Annotated in this window: 18 protein-coding genes; 9 read left to right on the forward strand and 9 right to left on the reverse strand. The window is 68.5% G+C overall.

Annotated features, from left to right (window positions below; all coding sequences use genetic code 11):
• Nucleotides 1-13 precede the first annotated feature (13 nt).
• From mtgA to ABDJ85_RS17255, 5 genes are read right to left on the reverse strand one after another with little or no spacing between them, the layout of a single operon-like run.
• Nucleotides 14-727 (reverse strand): monofunctional biosynthetic peptidoglycan transglycosylase, encoded by a 714-nt coding sequence (mtgA, locus tag ABDJ85_RS17235; protein WP_347706031.1) that lies wholly within the window; start codon nt 725-727, stop codon nt 14-16.
• Nucleotides 724-1,542: a shikimate dehydrogenase gene (aroE, locus tag ABDJ85_RS17240; RefSeq protein ID WP_347706032.1), complete on the reverse strand. Its 819-nt coding sequence runs from the start codon at nt 1,540-1,542 to the stop codon at nt 724-726. Before aroE ends, mtgA begins: the two co-directional genes overlap by 4 nt.
• Nucleotides 1,539-2,396: a TonB family protein gene (locus tag ABDJ85_RS17245; RefSeq protein ID WP_347706033.1), complete on the reverse strand. Its 858-nt coding sequence runs from the start codon at nt 2,394-2,396 to the stop codon at nt 1,539-1,541. Before ABDJ85_RS17245 ends, aroE begins: the two co-directional genes overlap by 4 nt.
• Nucleotides 2,397-2,409: 13 nt before the next feature.
• The gene (locus ABDJ85_RS17250; RefSeq protein WP_347706034.1) at nt 2,410-4,434 is read right to left on the reverse strand and encodes a ribonuclease catalytic domain-containing protein; all 2,025 of its coding nucleotides are present in this window, start codon (nt 4,432-4,434) and stop codon (nt 2,410-2,412) included.
• The gene (locus tag ABDJ85_RS17255) at nt 4,386-5,018 is read right to left on the reverse strand and encodes a YqiA/YcfP family alpha/beta fold hydrolase (protein WP_347706035.1); all 633 of its coding nucleotides are present in this window, start codon (nt 5,016-5,018) and stop codon (nt 4,386-4,388) included. Before ABDJ85_RS17255 ends, ABDJ85_RS17250 begins: the two co-directional genes overlap by 49 nt.
• 97 nt (nt 5,019-5,115) lie before the next feature.
• Between ABDJ85_RS17255 and ABDJ85_RS17260 the strand changes: the two genes are divergently transcribed.
• Entirely contained in the window at nt 5,116-7,803 is a 2,688-nt protein-coding gene (locus ABDJ85_RS17260; protein WP_347706036.1) for a zinc-dependent metalloprotease, read from the forward strand.
• Between the two features lie 23 nt (nt 7,804-7,826).
• Here the strand turns inward: ABDJ85_RS17260 and mpl are convergent, their stop codons facing one another.
• From mpl to thiD, 3 genes are read right to left on the reverse strand one after another with little or no spacing between them, the layout of a single operon-like run.
• Nucleotides 7,827-9,194: a UDP-N-acetylmuramate:L-alanyl-gamma-D-glutamyl-meso-diaminopimelate ligase gene (gene mpl, locus ABDJ85_RS17265; RefSeq protein ID WP_347706037.1), complete on the reverse strand. Its 1,368-nt coding sequence runs from the start codon at nt 9,192-9,194 to the stop codon at nt 7,827-7,829.
• Nucleotides 9,195-9,200: 6 nt separating this feature from the next.
• Nucleotides 9,201-10,487 carry a glutamate-1-semialdehyde 2,1-aminomutase gene (hemL, locus tag ABDJ85_RS17270; RefSeq protein WP_347706038.1) on the reverse strand — a complete coding sequence of 429 codons (1,287 nt, stop codon included), beginning with the start codon at nt 10,485-10,487 and terminating at the stop codon, nt 9,201-9,203.
• 32 nt (nt 10,488-10,519) lie between these two features.
• Nucleotides 10,520-11,461 carry a bifunctional hydroxymethylpyrimidine kinase/phosphomethylpyrimidine kinase gene (gene thiD, locus ABDJ85_RS17275; protein ID WP_347706039.1) on the reverse strand — a complete coding sequence of 314 codons (942 nt, stop codon included), beginning with the start codon at nt 11,459-11,461 and terminating at the stop codon, nt 10,520-10,522.
• A 152-nt stretch (nt 11,462-11,613) separates the two neighbouring features.
• Between thiD and ABDJ85_RS17280 the strand changes: the two genes are divergently transcribed.
• The 8 genes from ABDJ85_RS17280 to ABDJ85_RS17315 all read left to right on the forward strand — a co-directional run bounded on the left by ABDJ85_RS17280 (nt 11,614) and on the right by ABDJ85_RS17315 (nt 24,529).
• The gene (locus ABDJ85_RS17280; protein WP_347706217.1) at nt 11,614-11,766 is read left to right on the forward strand and encodes a rubredoxin; all 153 of its coding nucleotides are present in this window, start codon (nt 11,614-11,616) and stop codon (nt 11,764-11,766) included.
• Nucleotides 11,767-11,870: 104 nt separating this feature from the next.
• A complete protein-coding gene (locus ABDJ85_RS17285) occupies nt 11,871-12,278 on the forward strand; it encodes a response regulator (RefSeq protein WP_347706040.1) in 408 nt (135 codons plus the stop codon).
• A gap of 20 nt (nt 12,279-12,298) precedes the next feature.
• A complete protein-coding gene (locus tag ABDJ85_RS17290; RefSeq protein ID WP_347706041.1) occupies nt 12,299-12,664 on the forward strand; it encodes a response regulator transcription factor in 366 nt (121 codons plus the stop codon).
• A 57-nt stretch (nt 12,665-12,721) separates the two neighbouring features.
• On the forward strand, nt 12,722-13,249 hold the full coding sequence (locus ABDJ85_RS17295) for a chemotaxis protein CheW (protein WP_347706042.1): 528 nt from the start codon (nt 12,722-12,724) through the stop codon (nt 13,247-13,249).
• A gap of 46 nt (nt 13,250-13,295) precedes the next feature.
• Nucleotides 13,296-15,632 carry a methyl-accepting chemotaxis protein gene (locus ABDJ85_RS17300; protein ID WP_347706043.1) on the forward strand — a complete coding sequence of 779 codons (2,337 nt, stop codon included), beginning with the start codon at nt 13,296-13,298 and terminating at the stop codon, nt 15,630-15,632.
• Between the two features lie 12 nt (nt 15,633-15,644).
• Nucleotides 15,645-21,896 (forward strand): hybrid sensor histidine kinase/response regulator, encoded by a 6,252-nt coding sequence (locus tag ABDJ85_RS17305; RefSeq protein ID WP_347706044.1) that lies wholly within the window; start codon nt 15,645-15,647, stop codon nt 21,894-21,896.
• A 5-nt stretch (nt 21,897-21,901) separates the two neighbouring features.
• Nucleotides 21,902-22,966 (forward strand): GGDEF domain-containing protein, encoded by a 1,065-nt coding sequence (locus ABDJ85_RS17310; RefSeq protein ID WP_347706045.1) that lies wholly within the window; start codon nt 21,902-21,904, stop codon nt 22,964-22,966.
• A gap of 288 nt (nt 22,967-23,254) precedes the next feature.
• Entirely contained in the window at nt 23,255-24,529 is a 1,275-nt protein-coding gene (locus ABDJ85_RS17315; protein ID WP_347706046.1) for a methyl-accepting chemotaxis protein, read from the forward strand.
• Here the strand turns inward: ABDJ85_RS17315 and ABDJ85_RS17320 are convergent.
• Complete coding sequence (locus tag ABDJ85_RS17320) at nt 24,517-25,863, reverse strand: cryptochrome/photolyase family protein (protein ID WP_347706047.1); 1,347 nt, start codon at nt 25,861-25,863, stop codon at nt 24,517-24,519. The genes ABDJ85_RS17315 and ABDJ85_RS17320 overlap by 13 nt on opposite strands.
• Between the last annotated feature and the right edge of the window lie 3 nt (nt 25,864-25,866).

A 25,866-nucleotide genomic window follows, 5' to 3' on the forward strand; every position in this document is an offset into this window, starting at 1 on the left:
CGGGATCAGTGGCTCAGGGCAGTTGGACGTCGTTCATGCGGGCCGTGATGGTGCCAGCCCGGCCCAAGACGTAGGCGGACGCGGGGCTTTTCTCGAACTTCTTGGGTGCTGGGAGCATCACCGCCAGCCGGGCGGCCTCGGAGGCGCCCAGCCGTGCTGCATCAACGTGGAAGTAATGCCGCGCTGCCGCCTGCGCGCCGAACAGGCCCTCGCCCCACTCCACGCTGTTCAGGTAGATCTCCAGGATGCGGCGCTTGTCGAGCAGGGCTTCGAGCATCAGGGTCAGCAGCAGCTCCTGGCCCTTGCGGACGAAGTTGCGTTCACTCGAGAGGAAGAGGTTCTTGGCCAGTTGCTGGCTGATGGTGGAGCCGCCGGCCAGCTTGGCCACCGCCTGGCCCCGGGCTTCGGCACGGGCCTGGGCCTTCTCGTTCTTTTGCCAGGCCTGCTTGACGGCGTCCCAGCGCACGCCGTCGTGGCTGGCGAAGAGGTCGTCCTCGCTGGCGATGACGGCGCGCTTGAGCGTCTTGGGCAGTTGCTCATCGTCCAGCCAGGCCTGGCTCCAGAGCAGCTCATGCTTGTCGCGCAGCAGGCGCACGGCCTCGCTGCGCTGGAAGGCGGTGGACTGCGGGTCTATCCAGCGCATCGTGAGGATGCGCAGCGCAAAGAACGCTTGCAGCGCCACCAGCGCCAGCAGCCAGACGGCCAGCAGGCGGCGCACTTGCGTCACAGCTGGGCCCGCAGCGCAGCAAGCACAGGGGCGGTGTCGGGCCGCACGCCGCGCCAGAAGTGGAAGGCCTCGCCGGCCTGCTCCACCAGCATGCCCAGGCCATCGCGCGGCTCGGCGCCGTGCCTGGCAGCCCAGTCGAGAAAAGCCTGGGCCTTGGGGCCATACATCATGTCCAGCGCCAGGCCGCCGCGCTTGAGCACGCGGGCGTCCACCGGCGAGCCGGCACCCGCCAGGCTGGCGGCGGTGGCATTGATCACCACGTCCTGCTCGGCCGGGGCGTCATCGAGACCGCCTACCTGCAAGGGCACGCCCAGGTGGGTGTGGCTGGCCTGCAGCTGCTCGGCCTTGTCGCGGCTGCGGTTGACGATGCAGATGCGCGCCGGGCCAGCGTCGATCAGGCTGCCCAGCACGCCGGCCGCCGCCCCGCCCGCGCCGATCAGCAGCACCGACAGGCCCTTGAGCGGCCGGCCGGCATTGCGCTCGATGTCGCGCACCAGGCCGACGCCATCGGTGTTGTCGCCCACCCAGCCGTCGGCATCAAAGCGCAGGGTGTTGACGGCCTGCGCGAGTTGGGCGCGCGGCGTCAGGGTCTTGGCCAGCTTGTAGGCCTCGAACTTGAACGGCACGGTGACATTGCAGCCCTTGCCGCCCTGGGTCGCAAAGCGCCGCAGCTGGCCCTCGAAATCGTCCAGCGGGCACAGCAGGCGGCCGTAGTCGAGGTCCTGCCCGGTTTGCTTGGCGAAAGCGGCGTGGATGTCGGGCGAGCGGCTGTGCTCGACCGGGTTGCCGGCGACAACGTATTTGTCTGCAGTCATGGGTTGGGCTGGGCGGCCAAGGTGGTGGCCAGGCCCTCGTCGCGGGTGAAGCGGAAGCGTGAGGTGATCACCAGGATCTCGGCGCCCTTGAGCATCTCGGCGCTGAAGTAGCCGAAGGGGCTGGCGGCCTGGACGATGGCGATGGCGCGTTGGTCGAGCCGCGCATTGCCGGAGGACTGGACCATCTCGGTGTCCACAACGCGGCCGCGCGCATCAATGTGCAGGTTCATGGTCAGCTCGCCATAGAGCTTGCGGCCCCGGTACTCGGGGAAGTCGCGCGTGCCGCGCTCCTCGATGCGGCGGCGCAGCTGGTCGTAGTACTGGGCGTAGACGACTTCGCGCGTGGCCGGGCTCACGTAGCGCTTGCGTGGGCGGGCGTTCTCGTTGTTGACGCGCTTTTCGATCTCGGCGAGCAGCTCGACCAACTGGCGGCGGCGCTCGGCCTGAGCGCGTTCAGCCTGGGTGGTGGCCTCGCGGCGCGGGTCGGGCAGGGGCATCACGGCCAGCTCGCGGCGGATCTGGGTCAGCAGTTGCTGCTGCTGCTCCTGCAACTGCGTGACCTGGGCCTTCTGCACCTCGGCGGCGTCGCCGATCTCGGCCTTGGGCGAGGGCGGCAGCGGCGAGGTGGCGCGGCCCCGGTCGGCGTCCCCGCCGCCCGCCAGGCTGGCCTGGGCCAGCACTTGCGCCTTGGTGGGCGGCTCCTTGGAGCGGGCGTTGACGAGCACCACCTCCAGCGGCGTGTCCTGGAAGATGCGGTTGAAGGTGTTGGGCGACGCGATGCGCAGGAACAGCAGCCCTCCGTGGATGCCCACCGAGACGAGGAGGGCGATCTGGAGGGAGCTGAGGCGGCGCATGCGGCGGGAGGGCTCAGGCAGCCTCGCTGCTCGGCTCGGGAGTCTCGCTGACGTCGATGGCGAGGGTCAGCGGCGCGGCCGCTTCGAGCTCCTCGCCGTCGTCCTCAGCGTTCTCGTCCACCGCAGCGGCAGCATCCAGGCGTTCGATCAGGTTGGCGTGCACGTCCAGCGTCATCTCATCGATGCCCGTGATGCGCACCCGCACCTGGGTGCCGCGCGGCAGCGGCTCGCAGCCCAGGGCCTTGAAGACCAGGGGCAGGGTATCGGCGCGCACCAGGCCTTCCTTCATCACGCTGGCGGTCAGCTCGGTCACGCCGTTCTGGGCCAGGTAGCGCAGGGTCCAGAAGCGCTCGATGCCGTTCTGGAAGCCGTTGTAGGCCGCGTAAGCGGCCTCGAAGCCCGAGATGATCGAGAACAGCTGTGCGTCCTTCGGCTTGAAAGGCGCCACCAGAGCGGCGGTCTTGCCGTGGCGTGCGCAGGCAATGATCTGCCACTGGTTGACCAGGTCGACATAGCGGCGCAGTGGCGACGTGGCCCAGGTGTACTGCGCCACACCCATGCCGGCGTGGGGCTGCGGCTTGACGCCCATGCGCACCTTGATGCCCGGCGCCAGGCTGGCCTGGCTGCGGTAGATGCCGGGCAGGCCCAGCTCGGCCAGCCAGCCGCCCCAGGCCGAGTTGGCCAGGATCATGGCCTCGGCCACGATGAGGTCGAGGCTGGAGCCGCGCGGGCGGGTGCTGATCTCGACGGTCTCGTCGCCCGTGGGCGGCGCGGTCCGCTCGCCAGCCAAGCGGAAGTTGTAGTCCGGCCGGTTGAAGGTCTCGGGCTTGCCGCGCACCACTTCACGCGCGGCCTTCAGGTGCTTGGCCAAGCGCCAGGCAAAGGCCAGCTCGGGCGCAAAGGCGTAGTCGGCTGTTGCGCTGCCCGACAGGGTCGCGTCGGTGATCACGCCGTCCAGCTTGTCGTGGCGCAGGTTGGCGGCGATGGGCACGCGCTCCAGCTTGGTCTCGCGGGCTTTGAGCTCGAAGCTGGTCTCATCCAACGTGAAGTAGATGGAGACAGCAGGGCAGTCGCGGCCTTCGATCAGCGTGTAGGCCTGCACCACCTCGTCGGGCAGCATGGTCAGCTTCCAGCCCGGCATGTAGACGGTGGAGAAGCGCTCGCGCGCGACCTTGTCCACGGCCGAGTCGGGCTGGATGGCCAAGCCCGGTGCGGCGATGTGCACGCCGAAGATGACCGTGCCCGTGCCGAGGCCCTGGACGGACAGCGCGTCGTCGATCTCGGTCGTTTGGGAGTCGTCGATGGAGAACGCCTGCACGGCTGCCAGCGGCAACTCGTCCTTGATGGCCGGGGCTTCCAGCGCCGGGAAGCCGACGCCTTTGGGGAACTGTTCGAACAGGAAGCGCTTCCAGTGGAATTGGTAGGCACTGGTGATGGCACCCGCGGCTTGCAGCAGGTCCAGCGGCGCGCGCTGCGATTGGCGGCTGGCCTCCACCACGGCCTTGTACTCGGGGCCGTTCTTGTCGGGCTTGAAGAGGATCTTGTAGATCTGGTCCTTGACGGGGGCCGGGCACTGCCCGGCCACCAACTCGGCGGCCCAGGCCTCGATCTGCAAGGCCTGCTGGCGCTTGCGCTCGATGCCCAGCAGCGCAGCCTTGACGGTCTCTTCGGGCGCCTTCTTGTACTGGCCCTTGCCGGCGCGGCGGAAGTAATGCGGCGCCTCGTGCAGGCGCAAGAGCGCCGCCGCCTGGTGCGTGACGCCGGCCTTGGCGTCGAAGTAGTCGCGCGCCAGGTCGGCAAAGCCGAACTCGTCCTCGGGCGCGAACTCCCAGGCCAGGTCCAGGTCGATGGTTTCGGCCAACTGGCGGGCCTCGCTCAGCAAGGCAGCGGGGGCGGGTTGCTCGAAACGCAGCAGGATGTTGGCGGACTTCACCTTCACCCGCTTGCCGGTATCGAGCTCGATCTGGGCAGAGGCCTCGGCCTCGCTCATCACGCGGCCGGCGAGGAACTTCCCGGCGTCGTCAAAGAGGGCAAACATGGAGCGGCATTCTCGCCGAGCAGGAAGGCCTCCACGGCGGGCAGCAGGGGCTCGAAGTCGGTCAGCCCATGGTCACCGCCTTCCAGCAGCAACAGCTGTTGCTCGCGGTAACGGGCCTGCATCTCGCGCCAGTCCAGCACCTCGTCGCCTTTGGCGATCACCGCAAGGTAGCGCTGGCGCAGGCTGTGCGGTGGGCGCAGGGCCTGGAGCTGCGCGACGTGCTCGGCGGTGAACTCGAACGCGAGTTCGGGGTCGTGCCAGCAGGTTTGCAGGCCGATCTGCCGTGCCAGGTCACGCGCGGGCTCCACGGCGGGGTTGAACAGCACGCCCCGCCAGAGCCGCCGCTCGGCCAGCGCGGTGGCGTAGTAGCCCCCGAGCGAGCTGCCCACCACGGCCGTGCTGGCGGCGGGCCAGCTGGCGGTGATCGTGTCGATCAAATCCATCGCGGCTTGGGGGCCCGGCGGCAGCTGCGGGCAGGCCCAGTGCAGGCCCGGCTGCGCGGCCGCCCACAGGGCCATGCGGCGCGCCTTGGCGGATTGCGGCGACGAGCGAAAGCCGTGCAGGTAGAGCAGGTGTGTGAGCATTGCGACCCAAGTGTCAAAAGTGATGCGTGCAAATCACGTTGACTCTAGCCAGGCCGACGCAGACAGTGCGGCCTCTTCTCTATTGAGGATGTTGTACATGTTCCAGCCCCTGCCGACCCGCAGATTGATGGCCCTGGCCCTGACGCTCACTTTGGGCGCCTGCGCGACGGCGCAAACCACCATCACACCGATCCCGCCCGCGAACGGGGCCTCGGCGCCGGTGGCTGCCCCGCGCCCGCCGGTGGACCCGACGGCGCCCAAGCCCTTCCTGGACGTGATCAAGGGCGCGCGCGAGCAGCCGGGGCTGTTCCCCATCTGGCGCAAGGACGAGAAGGTCTGGCTGGAGATCCCCAAGGCGGCGTTCAACAAGCCCTTCCTGTTCTCCGTCAACGTGGCCAACTCGCTGGGTGAGCGGGGCCTCTACGCCAGCCAGATGGACGACAGCCATCTGGTCGAGTGGCGCCGCATCGGCAACCAAGTCCAGCTGGTGGCGCTCAACACCGCCTTCCGCGCCGAGGGCGACACCAAGGCCATGGTCGAGCAATCCTTCTCGCCCAGCCTGATCACGGCGGGTGTGGTGGCCGCGCAGGACCACCCGGATCGCAAGTCCACCCTGGTGGACGCAGGCATGTTCCTGTACGACATCCCTGGCTTCTCGACCGAGCTGGAAGTCAAGTTCCGGCTGGTGTACGGCCCGGACCGCGCCAACAGCTACTTCGAGGCCACGCGGGCTGAAAGCCAGCTCACCACGCTGACCGCCCGCATGCACTACGCGACCGCGCGCATCCCGGCGCCGCCGCTGGTGCCGCCGGCCGTGCCCATCCCCAGCGCGCCGCAGACCACGCCCGACGCGCGCTCCTTCTTCTTCAGCTTCGTCTACAACTTCCGGGCGCTGCCCGAGACGCCGGCCAAGGTCCGCCACCTGGACCCCCGACTCGGTCACTTCATGACCAGCTATGTCGACCTCTCCGACGACGTGAAGCCCGGCACCCGCGTGCACCTGCTGAACCGCTGGCGCCTGGAGAAGAAGGACCCCGCCGCCGAGCTGTCTGAGCCCGTGCAGCCCATCGTCTACTGGCTCGACAAGAACATCCCCAAGAAGTACCGCGAGGCGGTCACTGCCGGCATCCTGGAGTGGAACAAGGCCTTCGAGAAAATCGGCTTCAAGAACGCCATCGAGGCCCGCCAGCAGCCCGACGATGCCGACTGGGACAACATGGACGCGATGCACGCCTCGGTGCGTTGGTTCACGGGGGCTGACGTGGGCTTTGCCATCGGCCCGCGCCGGGTGGACCCGCGCACCGGCGAGATCCTGGACGCCGACATCGGCATGAGCGACGTCTTTGGCCGGGGCGCGCGCCGCTTTGTGCGCGACGACGTGTCTGCGCTGCGCGTGATGGAGGCTGCATCCAGCGAGCAGCGCCTGGAGCGGGTGACCCGCGCCTGGCGCGGCGAGGCCGAGCTGTGCACCTACGCGGCCGAGGCCGCGAGCGAGCTGGGCTTTGCGCTGGACCTGCTGGCCGCGCGTGAGGGCCTGGACTACGACGGCCCCGAGGCCGAAGCCTTTGCCCAGGCCGTGGTCAAGGACACGGTGATGCACGAGATCGGCCACACCCTGGGGTTGAAGCACAACTTCCGCGCCAGCAACTCGGTGTCGGCGCAGAAGCTCAAGGACAAGGCCTACACCGATGTCCACGGCATCACCAACTCGGTGATGGACTACACGGCCTACAACATCCCCTTGAAGGGCGAGGCGCCCACCACCCTGGTCAACAGCACCCTGGGTGCCTACGACTACTGGGCCATCGAGTACGCCTACAAGCCGCTGCCCCAGGACCAGGAGACCGCCGAGCTGGCGCGCATCGCGGCGCGCTCGACCGAGCCCGAGCTGGCCTATGGCGACGACGTGGACCAAGGCATCGGCGGGGCCTATGACGGCTTCGACCCGCGCTCCAACCAGTTCGACCTGGGGGACGACACCCTGGCCTTTGCCAAGAAGCGCCTCAAGCTCAGCCAGGAGCTGTGGGAGCGCCTGCAGACGCGCAAGCCCGAGGCGGGCGAGGACCCGATGCGCAGCCGGCGTTCGCTGGACTCGTCGTTCCGCCAGTTGGCGCGGGGCGTGCAGGCCGTGTCCAAGTACGTGGGCGGCCTCTACGCCGAGCGCGTGGTGCCCGGCATCACGCCCAAGACGCCGTTCCGCCCCGTCGAGCCCGCGCAGCAGCGTGAGGCGCTGAAGTTCATCACCGGTAGCTTGTTCTCGCCCGAGGCTTTCCGCTTCAAGCCCGAGTTCCTGGCCAGCCAGACCCTGGACTACAACGAGTGGGGCCGCGGCCTGCCGCTCTCCATCCCCGACGTGGTCCTGCAACTGCAAGGACTGGCGCTGGACCGCCTGCTGGCCCCGCAAACGGCGCACCGCCTGATCGAGCAACCCACCTATGTGCCCGAGGCGCAGCGCAAGGGCCTGATCTCGCTCGGCGAGGTCTGGGGCTCACTGCAGGGTGCGATCTGGAGCGAGCTCAAGACCGGTGGCGAGATCGACCCCCTGCGCCGCCGCCTGCAGCGCGACCACATCCGCCGCTTGCAGCAGCTGTTGAACCGCAGCCTCAATGGCGCTGCTGGCTTTGCCGATGCCTTTGCCGTGGCCCGCTTCCATGCGGTGCAGTTGGTGGCCAGCCTCAAGGCCGCCGGCGCCAGGCCCGGCCTGTCGCTCGAGACCCGCGCGCACATCGCCGAGAGCGCGGACCTGCTGGACGCGATGCTGAAGGCGTCGGTGACGAAGAGCTGAGTGCGAGGCCCCCGGGGCCTTGGTCAGGCCCGGGCGGCCAAGCTTTGCAACAGCTTGGTGTGGATGTCACCGAAGCCGCCATTGCTCATGCAGAGCAGGTGGTCGCCGGGTTTGGCGAGCTTGACGACGGCGCTCACCAGCGCCTCCACGTTGTCCGCCACCTGGGCGTGGCTGCCTAGCGGCGCCAGCGCCTCGCGGGCGTCCCAGCCCAGGCCGCCCTGGTGGCAGAAGCTCAGGTCGGCCTCCTCCAGCGCCCAGGGCAACTGGGCCTTCATGGCGCCAAGCTTCATGGTGTTGGAGCGTGGCTCGAAGATGGCCAGCACCCGGTCGCCAGCGGCAATGCGGCGGCGCAGGCCGTCCACCGTGGTGCGGATGGCGGTGGGGTGGTGGGCGAAGTCGTCATAGACCTTGATGCCCGCCACTTCGCCACGCAGCTCCATGCGGCGGCGCACGTTCTGGAAGCTGGCCAGCGCCGCGCAGGCTTGCTCTGGGGGAACGCCCACATGCTCGGCAGCGGCGATGGCGGCCAGGGCATTGAGCTGGTTGTGCTCGCCCATCAGCGCCCACTCCACGCGCCCGACCTTGAGCGCGCCGCGCAGCACATCAAAGGCCTGCGGCTCGCCCCGCACGCGCAGCACGCCGGGCTCCTCGCGCTTGGCACCAAAGCGCAGCAGCTCGCTCCACTGCCCGCGCGCCAGCACGCGCTGCAGCGCCTCGTCGCGGGCGTTCACCACCAGACGGCCTGAGGCCGGCACGGTGCGCACCAGGTGGTGGAACTGGGTCTCGATGGCAGCCAGGTCCGGGAAGATGTCCGCGTGGTCGTACTCAAGGTTGTTGAGCACGGCAGTGCGCGGCCGGTAGTGGACGAACTTGCTGCGCTTGTCGAAGAAGGCGGTGTCGTACTCGTCGGCCTCGATCACGAAGGCCGCGCCTTTACCCAGCCGTGCCGAGACGCCGAAGTTCTGCGGCACGCCGCCCACCAGGAAGCCCGGCTGCAGGCCGGCGGCTTCGAGGATCCAGGCCAGCATGGAGGTGGTGGTGGTCTTGCCATGCGTGCCCGCCACGGCCAGCACATGGCGGCCGTGCAGCACGTGCTCGGCCAGCCATTGCGGACCCGAGACATAAGGCAGGCCGGCGTCGAGGATGGCCTCCATCAGCGGGAAGCGCTCGCCCCGCGTGACCACATTGCCAATCACGAACACATCGGGCTTGAGCGCCAACTGGTCGGCCCCAAAACCTTCGATCAACTCGATGCCCAGGGCCTGGAGCTGGGTGCTCATGGGCGGGTAGACATTGGCGTCGCAGCCGGTGACGCGGTGCCCGGCCTCGCGCGCCAGCGCGGCAATGCCGCCCATGAAGGTGCCGCAGATACCCAGGATGTGAAGGTGCATGGCGGGTCAGCGCAGGGCCGAGCGGGCCGCTGCCAGGGTGGCAGCCAGGTCGGCCTCGCTGTGGGCCGCCGAGACGAATCCCGCTTCGTACAAGGCCGGAGCAAGATAGATGCCTGCATCCAGCATGCCGTGGAAGAAGCGGTTGAAGCGCTCCTTGTCCGTGCTCATCACGGTGCCGTAGTTCTGGGGCAGTTCGGGCAGCAGGAAGAAGCCGAACATGCCGCCCTGGCAGTCGGCGCTGAAGGGCACGCCGTTGTCGCTTGCCACGGCCTTGAGGCCATCCACCAACTGGCGGGTCTTGGCCGAGAGGGCGTCGAAAAAGCCGGGGCGGCTGATCTCGCGCAGCGTGGCCAGGCCGCAGGCCGTGGCTACCGGGTTGCCGGACAGCGTGCCGGCCTGGTAGACCCCGCCCAGCGGGGCCAGGTGCTTCATCACCTCGCGCTTGCCGCCAAAGGCAGCCAGCGGCATGCCGCCGCCGATGACTTTGCCGAACACCGAGATGTCGGGCTCGAAGCCGGGCAGCAGGCTGGCGTAATGGCCCTGGGCGCTGGTGAGACCGACGCGGAAGCCCGTCATCACCTCGTCAAAGATCAGCAGCGCGCCGTGCTGGCTGCACAGCTCGCGCAGGCGGCGCATGAAGGGCAGGCTGGCGCGCACGAAGTTCATGTTGCCGGCAATGGGCTCGACGATCACGCAGGCCAGTTCGGGGCCCTGTGCGGCGAAGCAGGCCTCGAGTTGCTCGACGTTGTTGTACTCAAGCACGAGGGTGTGCTGCGCCGTCTCGGGCGGCACGCCGCTGCTCGTCGGGTGGCCGAAGGTGGCCAGGCCTGAGCCGGCCTTCACCAACAGGGCATCGGTGTGGCCGTGATAGCAGCCCTCGAACTTGATGAACTTGGTTCGGCCGGTGGCGCCCCGGGCCAGGCGGATGGCGCTCATGGTCGCTTCGGTGCCGGAGCTGACCAGGCGCACCTGGTCCATGCTCGGCACCAGTGCCAGGATGGCCTCGGCCAGCTCGATTTCGCGCTCGGTCGGCGCGCCGAACGAGAGCCCGTCCCGCACGGCCTGTTGTACGGCTTCGACAACTGCGGGATGACCGTGTCCCAGGATCATGGGACCCCAGGAGCCGATGTAGTCCACGTAGCGGCGCCCTTCGGCGTCGTAGATATAGGCCCCCTCGCCCCGGGCGATGAAGCGCGGTGTGCCCCCCACAGCGCGGAAGGCGCGGACGGGCGAGTTCACGCCGCCCGGGATGACGCGCTGCGCGCGCTCGAAGAGCTCGATGTTCGTGGCCATGGCAGAGACAAAAAAGGAAACGGAGGGAGGCGTCAGTGCACGCGTCGCGGTGGGTCGGGGGGCGCCACTTCGGGCTCGCCCTCGGCGCCGGATTCGGGCTCGTCGCCTTCGGAGGGCGGCAGCGCCCAGAAGAAGCGATCGGGCACCACATTGCCCATGCCGGGGCGGAAGCCGGCGTCCAGCGACTGGTCCAGGAAGGACAGCGCCTCGCTGACGGCCGAGTGCAGCTCGGCGCCCACCGACATCAGCGCGGCCAGCGCCGCCGAGAGCGTGTCGCCGGCACCGATGAAGCCGGTCTCGAAGCGCTCGAACTTCTCACCGGTGATGGGGCCTTGCGCATTGGCCAGCACGTTGTCCACGAAGCCATTGGGCAACTGGATGCCGGTGACCAGCACATGCTGCGCGCCCGCCTCGGCAGCAGCCACGGCCAGCTCGCGTGCCGAGGGGTTGCGCTCGTTGTCCCACTCGGGGAGCAGGAAGTCGGTCAGCGACTTCTGGTTGCCCACCAGCACATTGGTCAGCGGCAGCACCAGCTCGCGCAGGGCGTCGTGATAACTCTGGCTGTCGTCCTCGTCCATCCAGCTGCTGGCCGGCAGGTAGGTGACCAGGGGCACGTCTGGGTAGTCACTCAGCACCTCGGCCACGGCCGAGACGTTCTCGGCATTGCCCAGGAAGCCGACCTTCCAGGCGGTGATGGGCACGTCTTCGAGGATGTGCCGCGCCTGCTCGGCGATGCAGTCATCATCGAGCGAGCTGTGCTCAAAGCTCTCGGCGGTGTCGCGCAGGACCACGGCGGTGACGACGGGCAGGCAATGCGCCCCCATGGCCGCAATGGTGGCCACGTCGCCGGCCATGCCGCCGGCGCCAGTGGGGTCGCTCGCATTGAAGGTCAGCACGCACGCGGGGGGCGGTGCCTCCTGCTCGTCCGCTGGCAGGTCGGCCTCGGCGGCGTCAGGGATGGATGTGGGACTCATGGTGTGGAGGGCTTCACGCGAACGCAGAAAAGGATGCTGTTTCTACCCTGTGTTTGCCCTCAGCAGGCGCATGATTTCGCGTGGCTAGAATGAATCGATTGTAGTGAGCAACCCCATAAGAAGACGGCATCGTGAGTGAACCGAAGACCTGGATGTGCCTGATCTGCGGATGGATTTACGACGAGGCCGCCGGAGACCCCGAGCATGGCATTGCGCCAGGAACTGCTTGGGCCGACGTGGACATGAACTGGGCCTGTCCTGAGTGCGGCGCGCGCAAGGACGACTTCGAGATGGTGGCCATCTGAAGTCGATCACAGCGCCCTCGCCCTTGGGTTAGGTTGACGATGGGCGTTCGAGCTGCGCGGCCACTGGGTCTTGGCAGAGGGATGAGCCACTGAGGAGACAGGGTTTGGAGCTTCAGGCAGTTGAAGTTGGACCGCAAGGCACGCAGGCAACGGCTCGCGTGCTCGTCATCGATGACAGCAACACCATTCGTCGCAGCGCCGAGATTTTTCTCAAGCAGGGCGGCTATGAAGTCGCGCTCGCCGAGGACGGTTTCGACGCCTTGGCCAAGCTGGGCGACTTCCGCCCCGACCTGGTTTTTTGTGACATCTTGATGCCGCGCCTGGATGGCTATCAAACCTGCGCCATCATCAAGCGCAATCCGCAGTTCGCCGCTGTGCCCGTGATCATGCTGTCCTCCAAGGACGGCTTGTTCGACAAGGCACGGGGCCGCATGGTGGGCTCGCAGGACTACCTGACCAAGCCCTTCACCAAAGACCAGCTGTTGCAGGCCGTGCGCCAGCACCGCCCCTGAGGATCGCCCGAGAGATCGACATGACCATCCATAACATCCTGTTGGTTGACGACTCCAAGACCGAACTGCATGCGCTGTCCGAGATGTTGACGAAGCGTGGCTACTCGGTGCGCACCGCCGAGAACGGCGAGGAGGCCATGAAGCGTCTGGCCGAAGCCAAGCCCGACCTGATCCTGATGGACGTGGTCATGCCCGGCCAGAACGGCTTCCAGCTGACCCGCGCGATCACGCGGGACGAGCGCTTCGTCGGCGTGCCGGTGATCATGTGCACCAGCAAGGGCCTCGAGACCGACCGCGTCTGGGGCATGCGCCAGGGCGCCACCGACTACGTCGTCAAGCCCGTCAAGTCGGACGAGCTGATCGCCAAGATCAAGGCGCTGGGCTGAGATGACGGCCACTGACACCCTCTGCTTGCCGCGCCGTCTGGCGGCCGGGCGGCACTGATGGCCAACCGTCAAGCGCTGCGCGAACTGCAGGAGCGCCTCGCCGCGCGGATGCAGGCTGCTCGCGAACAAACCGTCACGGCCAACTGGCTGGCAGTCGAATGCGCGGGGGCAGGCATGCTGTTCTCGCTCAAGCAGGCCAGCGAGATCTTTGCGCCGGTGCCGCTCAAGCCCGTGCCCTACGCCAAGCCCTGGATGGCGGGCGTGGCCAATCTGCGCGGCGGCCTCTACACCGTCATCGACCTGGCTGTTTTGCTTGGCCTGCGTGACCCCGGCCCGCGCGTCCAGACGGCGCAGAGTCGGCTTGTGGCCCTGCATACGGATCTGGGCCTCAATTGCGCCTTGCTCGTGGACCGCCTCAGCGGCCTGCGCAGCGATGCACAACTGCCACTGGCGGCTGACCAGCCGCAAGGTGCGCGCCCGCGTTTCGCCGGCCCGATGCGGGTCGACGACAACGGCCGCCGCTGGCAGGTGATCGATCTCGAAGCGCTTTCGCGGCAGGAGCATTTCCTGCGCGTGGTGGTCTGATAGTGGCGCATTGCTTGCGCCTGCACTTGGAAAGAACGAGGGTGAGATGAGCCTCCTGGACAAGATTCGCGGAAAGACGGACACCACTGAGGGCGCGGAGGCGCCGGACACCGACCTGGTGAGTGATGGCAGTGAGGCGGCATTCGACGCCACGCGCGCTTCAGACTCCATCCTGGTCGGTCCCGACACGATGTTCCGTGCCGATGCCACGCCTTCGATCATCACGCCCGTCGCGCCGAGCGAACTGGGGCCGAACAGCGAGTTCGCCTCCACGACGATGAGCTTCGGGCCCTCGACCCTGATTGAAGGTGCGGACCTTCAACCTAAGTCGGGTGCGGACAAGCTGCGCGACCTCTTCGGGCGCCACCGCCAGCGCGTGCTGACGGGCCTGGTCGTCGCCGGTCTGCTGGGCACGGGTCTCAGCGTCACGATGGTGCTGGTTAGCGGCAACCGCAGCGCGGCGCAGGTGCGCGGCGCGGGCCAGGCGCTGATGCACTCGCAGCGGATGGCGAAGTCCGTGTCGGCGGCCCTGGTGGGCAACACGGCGGCGTTCGCGGAATTGCGTGAGTCGGTCAGCACCCTGACCAGTGTGGTGGGCAGCTTGCGGACGGGCCAGGGCGACCTTTCCCAGGCGCCTGCTGCGGTGCAGCCTTCGCTGGAATCGCTGCAGCCGCTGGTGGACCGCGCCGAGAAGAACGGCAAGACCGTGCAGGACCAGGAAAAGGTGCTGACCCAGATCGGTCAAGCGCTGCGCGCCATCAACCGCCAGTCGAGTGACCTGCTCGAATCCGCCGAGGCCGTGTCCTCGCAGGCCCTGCAGATCAACAGCTCGGCGGCCGAAATTTCTGCCGTGGGTCAGCTCGTGATGCTGACGCAGCGGATCGGCAAGAGCGCCAATGAGTTCCTGACCGCCGAAGGCGTGAGCACCGAAGCCGTGTTCCTGCTCGGCAAGGACTTGAACGCCTTCAAGCTCATCACCGAGGCCTTGATCAGTGGCAGCTCCGAGCTGCGCCTGCCCGCCGCGCGCGACCCGCAGCTGAAGGAAAACCTCAAGACCCTGCTCAAGCAGTACGAGCAGACCCGCACCCAGGCCTCGGCCATTCTGGGCAACCTGCAAGGCTTGGTCGCGGCGCGTGAAGCCCAGACCGCCATGCTGGGTGACTCCGAGCCGCTGCGCAAGGGCCTGGAACTGGTTGCCAACGATCTGGAGAAGTCCGGTGGTGCTGGCTTCGGCCTGATCGCCTTCATGCTGCTGTCGCTGGTCGCCCTGGTGGGCGGTGCCTTCGGCTTCCTGCGCCTCTACCTGGCTGACCAGGAACGTCGCGCCGAGATCGCTGAAGCGCAGCGCCGCGAGGCCGAGGCGCAAGAGCAAGAGGCCAAGCGCGTGAACGACGCCAACCAGGCGGCCATTTTGCGGTTGATGAACGAACTGGCCGCGGTTGCTGAAGGTGACTTGACCCAGACGGCCACCGTGACCGAGGACATCACCGGCGCGATTGCCGACTCCGTGAACTACACGGTGGAGGAGCTGCGCAACCTCGTCGGCCAGGTGCAGGGCACAGCAGCGCGCGTGACGGACACGACGGCGGCGGTGGACCAAACCTCGACCGACCTGCTCGCCGCGTCCAAGGAACAGCTGCACGAGATCCGCTCCACCGGTGAGGCCGTGCTGCAGATGGCGAGCCGAATCAACGAGGTGTCCGCACAAGCGCAGGCAACCGCCGATGTGGCCCGCCAATCTCGTCAGGCTGCTGAGCAGGGCAAGGAGGCGATGCAGAACAACATCGCCGGTATGAACACCATCCGCGACTCCATCCAGGAGACGTCCAAGCGCATCAAGCGGCTGGGCGAGTCGTCACAGGAAATCGGTGAGATCACGGAGCTGATCTCGGACATTACCGAACAAACCAACGTGCTGGCCTTGAACGCCGCCATCCAGGCCGCGTCAGCGGGCGAAGCCGGTCGCGGCTTCTCGGTGGTGGCGGAAGAAGTGCAGCGTCTGGCTGAACGCTCCGGCGATGCGACGCGGCGAATCGCGGCGCTCGTCAAGGCCATTCAGACCGACACCCACGACGCCGTGGCCGCCATGGAGCGCTCAACGCGCGGGGTGGTGGAAGGTACGCAACTGTCTGACGCGGCCGGTAAGGCGCTGGAAGACATTGACCGTGTGTCGCGCGAGCTGGACGAACTGATTGTTCGAATCTCCGGCCAAGCCAGCCAGGAAGCCCGCCAGGCCAACGAAGTGGCGTCGAACATTCAGCACATCTTCGCCGTGACCGAGCAGACCTCCGAAGGCACACGCTCCACCGCGCAGATGGTGCATGAGCTGTCGCGATCCGCCGAAGCGCTGCGCGCCTCGGTGACCCGATTCAAAGTTGCTTGATCGCCCGCCGGCATGGACCAGCTCTCGCGAGACCAAGATCAACAGGCCGACCTGAGCCCCCTGGCGTGGGTTCAGGACGAACTGCGCCGCTCGCTTGAGAGCGTCCACAAAACCCTGCGTCGCCTCATCCGCGACGCCGACGTCAGCCGCACCGGCTTCGATGCCTCGCAGCCCAGTGTGCCGCTGCAGCAGGCGGCCGCGCAGCTGCACCAGGTGGTGGGGGTGCTGTCGCTGGTGGGCCTGCCCGCCGGGGCCACCGTGCTGCGCGCCTCCGAAGCAACGGTCCAGCGCTTGGCGCAGAACCCGCTGGAGGTGGACCTGCGCCACGTCGAGGCCATCGAGCGCGCCGACTTTGCGCTGATGTCCTACGTCGCCCGCCTGTTGGCTGGCACCAAGACCTCGCCGTTGTTGCTGTTCCCGGTCTATCGGGAGTTGCAGCAGCTCAACGGCGTCACACGCATCCACCCTGCTGACCTCTGGACCCACGAGTGGGTGTGGCGCGAGATTCCGCTCGAAGCGGACGTGCTGCCGCGTTCGCCCGAGGCTGTGCGTGCGCCTTTCGAGGCGGCGCTGCTGCGCCAGATGCGCACGCCTATGCCCAGCCATGCGGCCAACCTCAGCAACCTGTGCGCTGGGCTGGCGGCCTCGATCAACCCGTCCAACGCCCGCACGCTGTGGCAACTGGCGGGTGCCTTCTTCGAGGGCCAGGCCTTGCGCCTGCTGCCGGTGGACGACTACATGAAGCGCCTGGGCTCGCGCCTGCTGCACGAGCTGCGCTCCGTGGTCCAGGGCCAGCCCGAGGCGTCCGAACGCCTGGCGCATGACCTGCTCTTCTTCTGCGCCCAGGCCAAGGTGGCCCAGGGCGGCTGCCCACGTCTGCTGGCTGTGCACGAGGCCTGGCGCCTGGCCGACGAGGATGTCGGTAACTACGACGACAGCTCGCTCGGCCGTGTCGACCCGGCCTGGGTGGCTCAGGCCAAACGCCGCGTGCTTGCCGCCAAGGAAAGTTGGTCTGCCGCCGCCGAGGGCGATGCCCACCGCCTGGCCAGCCTGGACGAGCAGTTCGCGGCGCTGGGCGAATCCCTGACCCGCCTCTTCCCCAGTGGCGATGTACTGGCCCAGACCCTGCAGCGCGCCGTCGTGTCCACGCTGCGCTCCGGCCAGCCGCCGTCGCCCGCGCTGGCGATGGAAGTCGCCACCAGCGTGCTCTACATCGAGGCCGCGCTCGACGACGCCGCCTTCGACCAGGCCGACCAAGCCGACCGCGTGCGCCGCTTGGCGCGCCGCGTCGATGCTGTCGGGCACAACCAGCCGCCCGAGCCGCTGGAAGACTGGATGGAGGAGCTCTACCGCCGCGTCTCCGACCGCCAGACCCTGGGCAGCGTCGTGCATGAACTGCGCGCCAGCCTCTCCGAGGTTGAGCGCCAGTGCGACGAATACTTCCGTGACCCCAGCCAGCGCGCCAAGCTGATCCCCGTGCCCGGCCAGTTGTCGGCCATGCGCGGCGTGCTCAGCGTGCTCGGCATGGAGCAGGCGGCCCAGGCCGCAGTGCACATGCGCGATGAGGTGGATGGCCTGGCCAACACCGAGATCGACTTCCAGCGCGCCAGCGCCATTGGCGCTTTCGAGCGCCTGGCCACCAACCTGGGCGCGCTCGGCTTCCTGATTGACATGCTCAGCGTGCAGCCCCATCTGGCCAAGAGCATGTTCCGCTTCGACCCGATCTCGGGTCGCCTCGAACCCGTGATGGGCCGCCGCGAAGGCGCCGTCGAGCTGCCCGACTTTGCGGCCAGCGGCTTCGACGTCGAGACCCTGGATGGCGGCCACGAGCTTGCCCCGCATTCCGAGCCCGCCCTGCCGCATGTGGATCTGGCCGACATGGGCCTGCCCAGCCTCGACCTGGCCACCAGCGCGCCGGCGCCCGCCGTGGCAGCGCCCGTCGCCGCTCCGGCTCCCGCCCCTGCCCCACAAGTGGTCGATCTGGTTGACGACCCCGAGATGCTCGAAATCTTCCTGGAGGAAGCCGACGAAGTCATCGAGCGCGCGCGGGCCGCACTGGCCGCGCTGCGCGAGGCGCCCGCCGACCAGGAGCAGCTCACGGTGGTTCGCCGTGCCTTCCACACGCTCAAGGGCAGCTCGCGCATGGTCGGCCTCAACGACTTTGGCGAGGGCGCCTGGGCCTGCGAGCAGCTCTACAACAGCCGGTTGGCCGAGGTGCAGCCAACGGCCGACGTCTCCCTGCAAGCCTTCAGCCAAGGAGCGCTCGACTACCTCGCGCACTGGCGCGCCCAGATTGGCGGCGCGCAGCCCGGCATGTCGGCCTCGGCGCCGCTGCGGGCCAGCGCTGACGCCTTGCGCCTGAACGGCGAACTGCTGCCGCTGGGCGCCGCTCCGGCGCTCGACGTCACGCTCGAAGCCCTGCCCGAGGCCGCGCCCGAACCCGCAGCCCAGCCCGAGCCCCAGGTCATCGAGGTCGATGCCGAGGCCCCGCCGCTGGCCTCCGAGTTCGTGCTCGACATCGAGCCCGAGGCCCCTGTGGCCGAGGTGCCAGACAGCTTGCCCGAGATCGAGCTGGAAAGCCTCGACGGCATCGAGGTGATCGAAGCCGGCACCGAAGCCGGCAGCCTTGGCGAACTCGACGACCTGCGCTCCGCCCTGCATCCGGGCGCCGCACCGCAGACGCAGGCCTTCAGCGACACCGAGGTCATCGAACCCATGGTGTTGGCCGAGCCCAGTGCTGCGTCAGAAGCCATCACCGAAGCGCCGCTGGGCTTGGACCTCGACCTGGGTGGCACCACAGCCGGCGCGCCGCTCACCGAAGTGGAGGCCGAGGCCATCGCCAGCCTGTCCATGCCCGAGGTGGCTGACGTCGGCGCCGATGCGCCCGAGGCCCTCAGCATCGAACTGCATGTTGAGCCGGACGTTGCTGCGGACGTTGAACTGGTCGCCGAACCTGCTGTTGAACTCGTCGCTGACGAGCCAGCTGAACCTGCGCCTGCCCCCGAACCCGAACCTGAAGTCGAAGAGGTCAAGCACATCGGGCCGCTGGAGATCAGCGCCACCCTCTTCAACATCTTCCTCAGCGAGGCCGACGAGCTCTCGCGGCGCCTGCAGGACGGCCTGGCGGGCTGGGCAGCCGAACCCGGCACGCCCCTACCCACCGGCCCTGAGGCCCAGGCTCACGCCCTGGCCGGCGCCGCCGCCACCGTCGGCTACGACGAGCTTTCGCAACTGGCGCGCGCGCTGGAGCATGCACTGGAGCGCGCACAGCGGGCCGCGTATTTCGAGCCCGAGACGGTTGCGCTCTTCCTGCGTGCGGCCGAGGACGTGCGCCAGCTGCTGCACCAGTTTGCTGCCGGCTTCCTGAAGGCGCACGACGCCGAGATCGTCGCGGCGCTGAATGCCTTCGACCCGCCCGAGGCTGCCGAGACCGAGGCGGGCACCGTGATGGGCCTGCCGCGCGACTTTGGGCACGACGAGGACGACCACCAAGCCACCACGGCCGTGCCGTTCGATGAGGCCCCGGCCACGGTCGCCGCAGATCTGGCGGCTCAAGGCGACGCCTTGAACGACCTTGCCCAGGCCGCTGAGCCCATCTACGAACCGACCGCTGAACCAACCCACGCCGCGCACCACGGCGGCGACGAGGCCGAGTCCACGCTGCATGCGCCGCTGGCGATGGATGAGCCCAGCGAGCCCTCGGCCGCTGCCATGCCCGAGCCCGCCGCAGAACCCGCGCCCGAGCCGACGCCTGAAACGGCGCCCGAAGCCCTGGCCGAGCCCGGTGCAGGCGCTGAGACCGACACGCCCAGCGGCGACCAGATCGACCCCGAGCTCTACCCCATCTTCGAAGAAGAAGGTGTGGACCTGCTGGCCCAGCTGCATGCCGCCTTGCGCGACTGGCTGGAGGCCCCGGGCGAGCTGAGCCGCTCGGACGCGTCGATGCGCGCCCTGCACACCTTCAAGGGTGGTGCGCGCCTGGCCGGCGCCATGCGCCTGGGAGAACTGGCGCACAACCTCGAATCGAGTGTCGAAGCCCTGCTGCGCGCGGGCCAGGCCGGGCATGCCGATGTCCAGGCCTTGCAGGACCAGGCCGATGCGCTGGAGCACAGCTTCGAGCAATTGGGCCGCAGCCTCAGCGGCGCGCCCGCTACGCCGGCACCTGCGGTCCCCGCGCCAGCGCCGGTCATGGCGCCCGTCGCTGAACCCGAACCGCAGCCCGTGCTGGCTGCCGCAGAGCCCCCGGCCCCCGAGCCTGTGGCGCCGCCGGCTGCCGTCGAAGCCATCGTCGTACCCGCCGAGCTGCCGCGCTACGCGCCGCCCGTCGAAGAGGCCGCGCCTGCCGTTGTGCGCGAGATCGACTGGAGCCGCTGGAGCGCCGACGAGACCGAAGCCCCCGCAGCGACCGAATCGCTCGCCCTGGCCCAAGCCCAGGTGCGCGTGCGCGGTGCCTTGCTCGAGCGCATGGCCATGCAGGCCGGCGAGGTCAGCATCCGGCGCGCCCGTCTCGAATCCGAGCTGGGTCAGATCAAGGGCGCCTTGGTCGACCTGGACGACAACTTGGAGCGCATCCGCGCCCAGTTGCGCGAGCTGGAACTGCAGGCCGAAGCGCAGATGCACATCCAGCAGGAGCTGGCGCAGTCCGGTGGCCGTGAGTTCGACCCGCTGGAGTTCGACCGCTACACCCGCTTCCAGGAGCTGACCCGGATGCTGGCCGAGTCGGTCGGCGACGTGGCCACGCTGCAGCGCACGCTGGGCCGCAGCGTCCAGACCGGCGAAGACGAACTGGCCGCCCAGTCGCGGCTGACGCGCGAGCTGCAGGACGACCTGCTGCGCACCCGTCTCGTCAGCTTCGACAGCATCGGCGAGCGTCTGCACCGTGTGGTGCGCCAGGCGGCGCGCGACTCCGGCAAACAGGTGCGCCTCGACATCCAAGGCGCCCAGACCGAAATCGACCGCAGCGTGCTGGAGCGCATGGCCGGCCCCTTCGAGCACTTGCTGCGCAACAGCGTGGCTCACGGCATCGAAGCGGCTGAGCAACGCCAGCAAGCGGGCAAGGATTCGACGGGCGTGCTGCGCCTCGACGTCAGCCAGCAGGGCAACGAAGTGCTGCTGCGCTTCAGCGACGACGGCGCCGGCCTCAACCTGGAGCGCATCCGCCGCCGCGGTGAAGAGTCCGGCCTGCTGCAGCCCGGTGCCGAGGTTGATGCCGGCCGCTTGCACCGCCTGATCTTCGAGCCCGGCTTCTCCACCGCCAGCGAGGTGACCGAGCTGAGCGGCCGGGGCGTGGGCATGGACGTGGTGCGTGCCGAGGTCAACACCTTGGGCGGCTCCATCGAGACCGACTCCACGGCGGGGCAAGGCACCAGCTTCCTGCTGCGCCTGCCGCTCACCACGGCACTGACCAAGATCGTGCTGCTGCGCAGCGGCGACCAGATCGTGGCCGTGCCTGCCACGCTGATGGACTCCGTCCAGCGCACGCCGGTCGCAGCGGTCGAGTCGGCCTATGGCACGGGTCATCTGGCCTTTGGCGCTGACCAACTGCCGTTCTATTGGCTCGGCGGTTTGCTGGGTCAAAGCGGCCGTGGCCACACCACAGGCCGGCACGCGCCGGTCGTCATCGTCCGCAGCGGTCAGACGCGTCTGGCACTGCACGTCGACGAAGTCGTCGGCAACCAGGAAGTCGTGGTCAAGAACCTCGGCCCGCAGCTCAGCCGCGTGCCGGCACTGGCGGGCATCAGCCTGCTGGCATCGGGCGATGTGGCGTTGATCTACAACGTCGTGGCCCTCGCCGACCGCTACGGCGCCGAGGCGCGCGCGCGGGTGGGCGTCGATGCGCCGGTGGTCGAGACCGTGGTCGACACCACCGATCAAGCGCCGCTGATCATGGTGGTGGACGATTCGCTGACCGTGCGCCGCGTCACGCAGCGCCTGCTGGAGCGTGTGGGCTACCGAGTCCGCCTGGCCAAGGACGGCCTGGACGCGATGGAACAGCTCGCGGCAGACGAACTTCCTGTGGTGGTTCTCTCAGATATTGAGATGCCACGCATGGACGGCTTTGATTTGGTGCGTAATATGCGGGCCGACGCGCGGCTTGCGAACTTGCCGGTCATCATGATCACTTCGCGGATCGCGCAGAAGCATCGGGATTACGCAAGCCAGCTAGGGGTCCAGCATTACCTGGGCAAACCCTATGACGAAGAACAGTTGTTGGGCGTGATTGCCGGATTCGCCCGCACAGGGCTCCACCGGCGTAGTGAGTGAGGGGCATGTCGCAAGTCGTAGACCATCTTGCCGAGTTGACGGGCTTCCGTGACCGTGACGTCATGGACGTCACGCTCGTGACCGCGCTGCGCGAGTTGGTGCAGCCGGCCAGCGTGGCCATCTACCGCCCGGTTGGCGACGAAGGCAAGCAGCGCTGGCTGACGCGCGCCCGGCTCGAAGAAGGCCAGGCCGTGGCCACCGCCGACCCCGTCTGGGCCACCTTCGACAGCCTGCCGCCCGTCGCTTCCTACCCGCATCGCTTCGAGTGCTTGCGCACGGGGCAGTTCGTGCAGGCCGAGGTCGACACGCCCGAGGGCAAGCGCTGGGCGCATCACTTCCCGGTCGCCGCCGGCCGCGAGGTGCGTGGCGTGATCGAGTTGATCCGGCCGCAGGCCCTGGACGTGGGCGAGCAGCGCCTGCTGTCCAACGTGCTGCGGATTTATCACAACTTCCAGGGCCTGCTCGACTACTCCGAACGCGACACCCTCACGGGGTTGCTGAACCGCAAGTCCTTTGACGAAAGCTTCCTCAAGGCCCTGGGCGAACTGGCGGCGTCCACCGCCCATGCGCCCGAGCCCGAGTTGGATGGCGCTGACCGGCGCCACAGCACCGGCCGCCTGCACCATGTGCTGGGCGTCATCGACATCGACCATTTCAAGTCGGTCAACGACGGCTTCGGCCACTTGATTGGCGACGAAGTCTTGCTGCTGCTGTCGCGCTTGATGGGCTCCAGCTTCCGCTTCCATGACCTGCTCTACCGCTTTGGCGGTGAAGAGTTCGTGGTGCTGATGCGCTGCGACGAGAACGATCATGCGGGCCAGGCCTTCGAGCGCCTGCGCCATAACACTGAGAGCTATGCCTTCCCTCAGGTGGGGCGCATCACGATCAGTATTGGCTTCACCGAAATGCGCCCGACTGACACGCCGGCCTCCGCCTTCGAGCGCGCCGACAAGGCCGTCTACTACGCCAAGTCGCACGGCCGCAACCAGGTGCAGAACTTCGAGACCTTGGTTGGCCACGGTGAGCTTGAGGAAGCGGCCGAAAAGGCCAGCGACGTCGAGCTGTTCTGAGCCCCCTGCCGGCCGCACCGCGCGGGCCGGCTCTTGCCCTCCCCTCCCTAGCGCCAGTCGCCCGTCGGCGCGCGCTGCGCACCTGCGTGGTCGGCGTGCCGCAGCGCTTGCCAGCGCTTTCATGGTAGCGATAACTTGGTCACGCGCCGCTTGATCTACCGCGCGCCTGCCAGGCTGCGCGCTCCTATCCTGCCGGCCTTGTGTTCTCGCATGGATCGCGGAGACGGCATGGGACTGAATGCGTCGGCAAAGAAGTCGGGGGCTCGCTGGTGGGGCAGCTCTCGGGCGGTGGAAAGTGCCGAACTGGTTGAAGGCCTGAACGCTGCTTCGCGCGGCGACCTGTCGCAAAGCCTGGACAGTCACGATGGGCGGGGCCTGATTGAGCGCTTCAACGCCATGTGCGCCTCGTTGTCCGGGCGCGTGGGCCAGATCCGCAACAACGCCAGCATCGTGGCCATGGCTGGCGAGTCGCTGGCCGACGATGTGCGCCACCTCGACGAGCGCACCCAGGAGCAAGCGCGCCAGCTCGACCAGGCCTGGAGTCAGGTGCAGCAGCTGGGCGACAGCATGCAAACGGCTGCGCAACGCGCCGATTCGGCCCACAAGGTGTCGTCCCGCGTGCGCGAAGCGGCCGAGTCCGGCGCGGCGCTGATGCAAGAGGCGGTGACCCAGGTGCGCCAGATCGAGGCCAGCTCGCGCGAGATGAGCGACGTCATCGCCGTCATCGACAGCATCGCCTTTCAGACCAACATCCTGGCCCTCAATGCGGCCGTTGAAGCCGCGCGCGCGGGCGAGCAAGGGCGGGGCTTTGCCGTGGTGGCGTCCGAGGTCCGCTCGCTCGCGCAGCGCAGCGCCGAGTCGGCCGCCCAGGTCAAGCGTTTGATTGCCCGTTCCGCCGAGCAGGTGGACCTGGGCGTGCGCGGCATCGAAACCCTGGGCCAAACGCTCAGCAACATCGTCGATGGCGTGCGCGACCTGTCCACCGACATGGGTGAGATGGCCACCGCCAGTGCGGGCCAGGCCCAAAGCCTGAACCGCATCGCCCAGGCCGTTCAAGGCGCCAACGACCTGACCCAGCGCAATGCCGAGATGGTGGCTGCCTCGGCCCGCGCGGCGCGTGAACTGCACGCGCGCACCGACGAACTCACGGCAGCCGCCCAGCGCCTGCGCCTGCGCCAGGGCAGCGCGGACGAGGCGCGTCAGATGGTCGAGCGGGCGGTTGCCCTGATCAAGCGTTCGGGACTCGCTGCTGCGGTGCCGCGCCTGGTGGACAAGTCCGGCGAGTTCTTCGACCGCGACATGTACATCTTCATCTTCGACCGCAGCGGCATCTTCACCGCCTTCGGCCCCAACCCCAGCTTCCATGGCGGGCACCTGCGCCAGGTCAGTGGCCTGCAGTGGGAGCACCTGCTGCGCGACGGCTTTGCCTGTACCGACCAAGGCGGCGGCTGGGTGGACTACCAGACCGTGCGGCCCGGGACGGGCGAGGTGCTGGAGAAGGTGTCCTTCGTCCGCCCGCTGCCCGGCGATCTCCTGATCGGCTGCGGCGTCTACAAGCTCTGATCTTTTTTGACCACGGCAAAGCGCGCCAGCGTGCGCTCGCGCGCGGCTGCGTGGTCGACGATGGGCGCCGGGCCGCCATGCAGCCAGGGCTCGTGGATCTGCTTGGCGTCCAGGTGTGAGAGCTCGGGGCAGTAGCGTTTGATGAAGCGGCCCTCGGGGTCGAACTTCTGGCTCTGCGTGACCGGGTTGAAGATGCGGAACCAGGGCTGGGCATCGCAGCCCGTGGACGCCGCCCACTGCCAGCCGCCGTTGTTGGCCGCCAGATCGAAGTCCAGCAGCAGCTGGGCAAACCAGGCCTCGCCGCGCCGCCAGTCGATGCCGAGATCCTTGGTCAAGAAGCTGGCCGTCACCATGCGCAGGCGGTTGTGCATATAGCCCGTCTGCGCGAGCTGGCGCATGCCGGCATCCACCAGCGGGTAGCCAGTCTCGCCCCGGCACCAGGCCTCGAAGAAGGCCTCGTTGTCGTCCCAGCTGACGGCGCTGTACTCGGGCTTGAAGGGCAGGCGTGCGGCGTGCGGGAAGTGGTGCAGCAGCTGGTGATAGAAGTCGCGCCAGATCAGCTCGGACAGCCAGGTTTGCGCGCCGCCTGAGCTGTGCGACTGCGCCAGCCGCACCAGCTCCCGCACCGACACCGTGCCAAAGCGCAGGTGCACGCCCAGGTAGCTGGGGCCCTTGATGCCGGGGAAGTCGCGCGTCTCGTCGTAGCGGTCCATGCGGGGCAGAAAGTCAGCCAGCAGGGCTTGGGCGCCGGCCTCGCCCCGGCCCACGGCGGGGCTCAAGTCGCTGGCCTCAAAGCCCAGGTCGGCCAGGCTGGGCAGGGCGTCCTGGCCGCGCACCAGGCGTTCGGCCCGCACCACGCGCTCGGCCACGTCCTGCGGGCGCAGCCGCTGCAGCCAGGCGCGCTTGTAGGGCGTGAAGACGGTGTAGGGCCGCCCGGCAGCGGTCAGCACCTCGGCGCGCTCCAGCACCACGTGGTCCTTGCAGGTGTGCAGCGGGCAGGGCAGGGCGGCCGCCACCTCGGCGTCGCGCGCCAGGGCGGCTGGGTCGTCGTCGTGGCTGGCGTGCACGGCGTCCACGCCCAGTTCGCGTGCCAGGGCCGGGATGATCTGGCGCGGGTCGCCCACCCGCACCAGCAGGCCGGCGCGGGCATGCAGGTCGGCCACGGCGGCGTGGATGAAGTCCACCCGCCGGTCCTGCCTGGGCAGGGGCGCGAGGATGGTGGTGTCGAAGACAAACACCGTCCAGACGCGCTCGGCCTCCGCCGTGGCGGCGGCCAGGGCCGCCGAGTCATGCAGCCGCAAGTCGCGGCGCAGCCATACCAATGCAGTGCTCATGCG

Origin of the sequence: Roseateles paludis (genome assembly GCF_039872745.1) — a bacterium.
GTDB lineage: Bacteria > Pseudomonadota > Gammaproteobacteria > Burkholderiales > Burkholderiaceae_C > Pelomonas > Pelomonas paludis.

Bases quoted from the DNA above. Each gene is read 5' to 3' on its own strand.
- hemL (WP_347706038.1), bottom strand. From the start codon at position 10,487: ATGGCCACGAACATCGAGCTCTTCGAGCGCGCGCAGCGCGTCATCCCG.
- ABDJ85_RS17250 (WP_347706034.1), bottom strand. From the start codon at position 4,434: ATGTTTGCCCTCTTTGACGACGCCGGGAAGTTCCTCGCCGGCCGCGTG.
- ABDJ85_RS17300 (WP_347706043.1), top strand. From the start codon at position 13,296: ATGAGCCTCCTGGACAAGATTCGCGGAAAGACGGACACCACTGAGGGC.
- ABDJ85_RS17320 (WP_347706047.1), bottom strand. From the start codon at position 25,863: ATGAGCACTGCATTGGTATGGCTGCGCCGCGACTTGCGGCTGCATGAC.
- ABDJ85_RS17310 (WP_347706045.1), top strand. From the start codon at position 21,902: ATGTCGCAAGTCGTAGACCATCTTGCCGAGTTGACGGGCTTCCGTGAC.
- ABDJ85_RS17245 (WP_347706033.1), bottom strand. From the start codon at position 2,396: ATGCGCCGCCTCAGCTCCCTCCAGATCGCCCTCCTCGTCTCGGTGGGC.
- ABDJ85_RS17260 (WP_347706036.1), top strand. From the start codon at position 5,116: ATGTTCCAGCCCCTGCCGACCCGCAGATTGATGGCCCTGGCCCTGACG.
- ABDJ85_RS17255 (WP_347706035.1), bottom strand. From the start codon at position 5,018: ATGCTCACACACCTGCTCTACCTGCACGGCTTTCGCTCGTCGCCGCAA.
- ABDJ85_RS17290 (WP_347706041.1), top strand. From the start codon at position 12,299: ATGACCATCCATAACATCCTGTTGGTTGACGACTCCAAGACCGAACTG.
- mpl (WP_347706037.1), bottom strand. From the start codon at position 9,194: ATGCACCTTCACATCCTGGGTATCTGCGGCACCTTCATGGGCGGCATT.
- thiD (WP_347706039.1), bottom strand. From the start codon at position 11,461: ATGAGTCCCACATCCATCCCTGACGCCGCCGAGGCCGACCTGCCAGCG.
- ABDJ85_RS17295 (WP_347706042.1), top strand. From the start codon at position 12,722: ATGGCCAACCGTCAAGCGCTGCGCGAACTGCAGGAGCGCCTCGCCGCG.
- ABDJ85_RS17280 (WP_347706217.1), top strand. From the start codon at position 11,614: ATGTGCCTGATCTGCGGATGGATTTACGACGAGGCCGCCGGAGACCCC.
- ABDJ85_RS17305 (WP_347706044.1), top strand. From the start codon at position 15,645: ATGGACCAGCTCTCGCGAGACCAAGATCAACAGGCCGACCTGAGCCCC.
- aroE (WP_347706032.1), bottom strand. From the start codon at position 1,542: ATGACTGCAGACAAATACGTTGTCGCCGGCAACCCGGTCGAGCACAGC.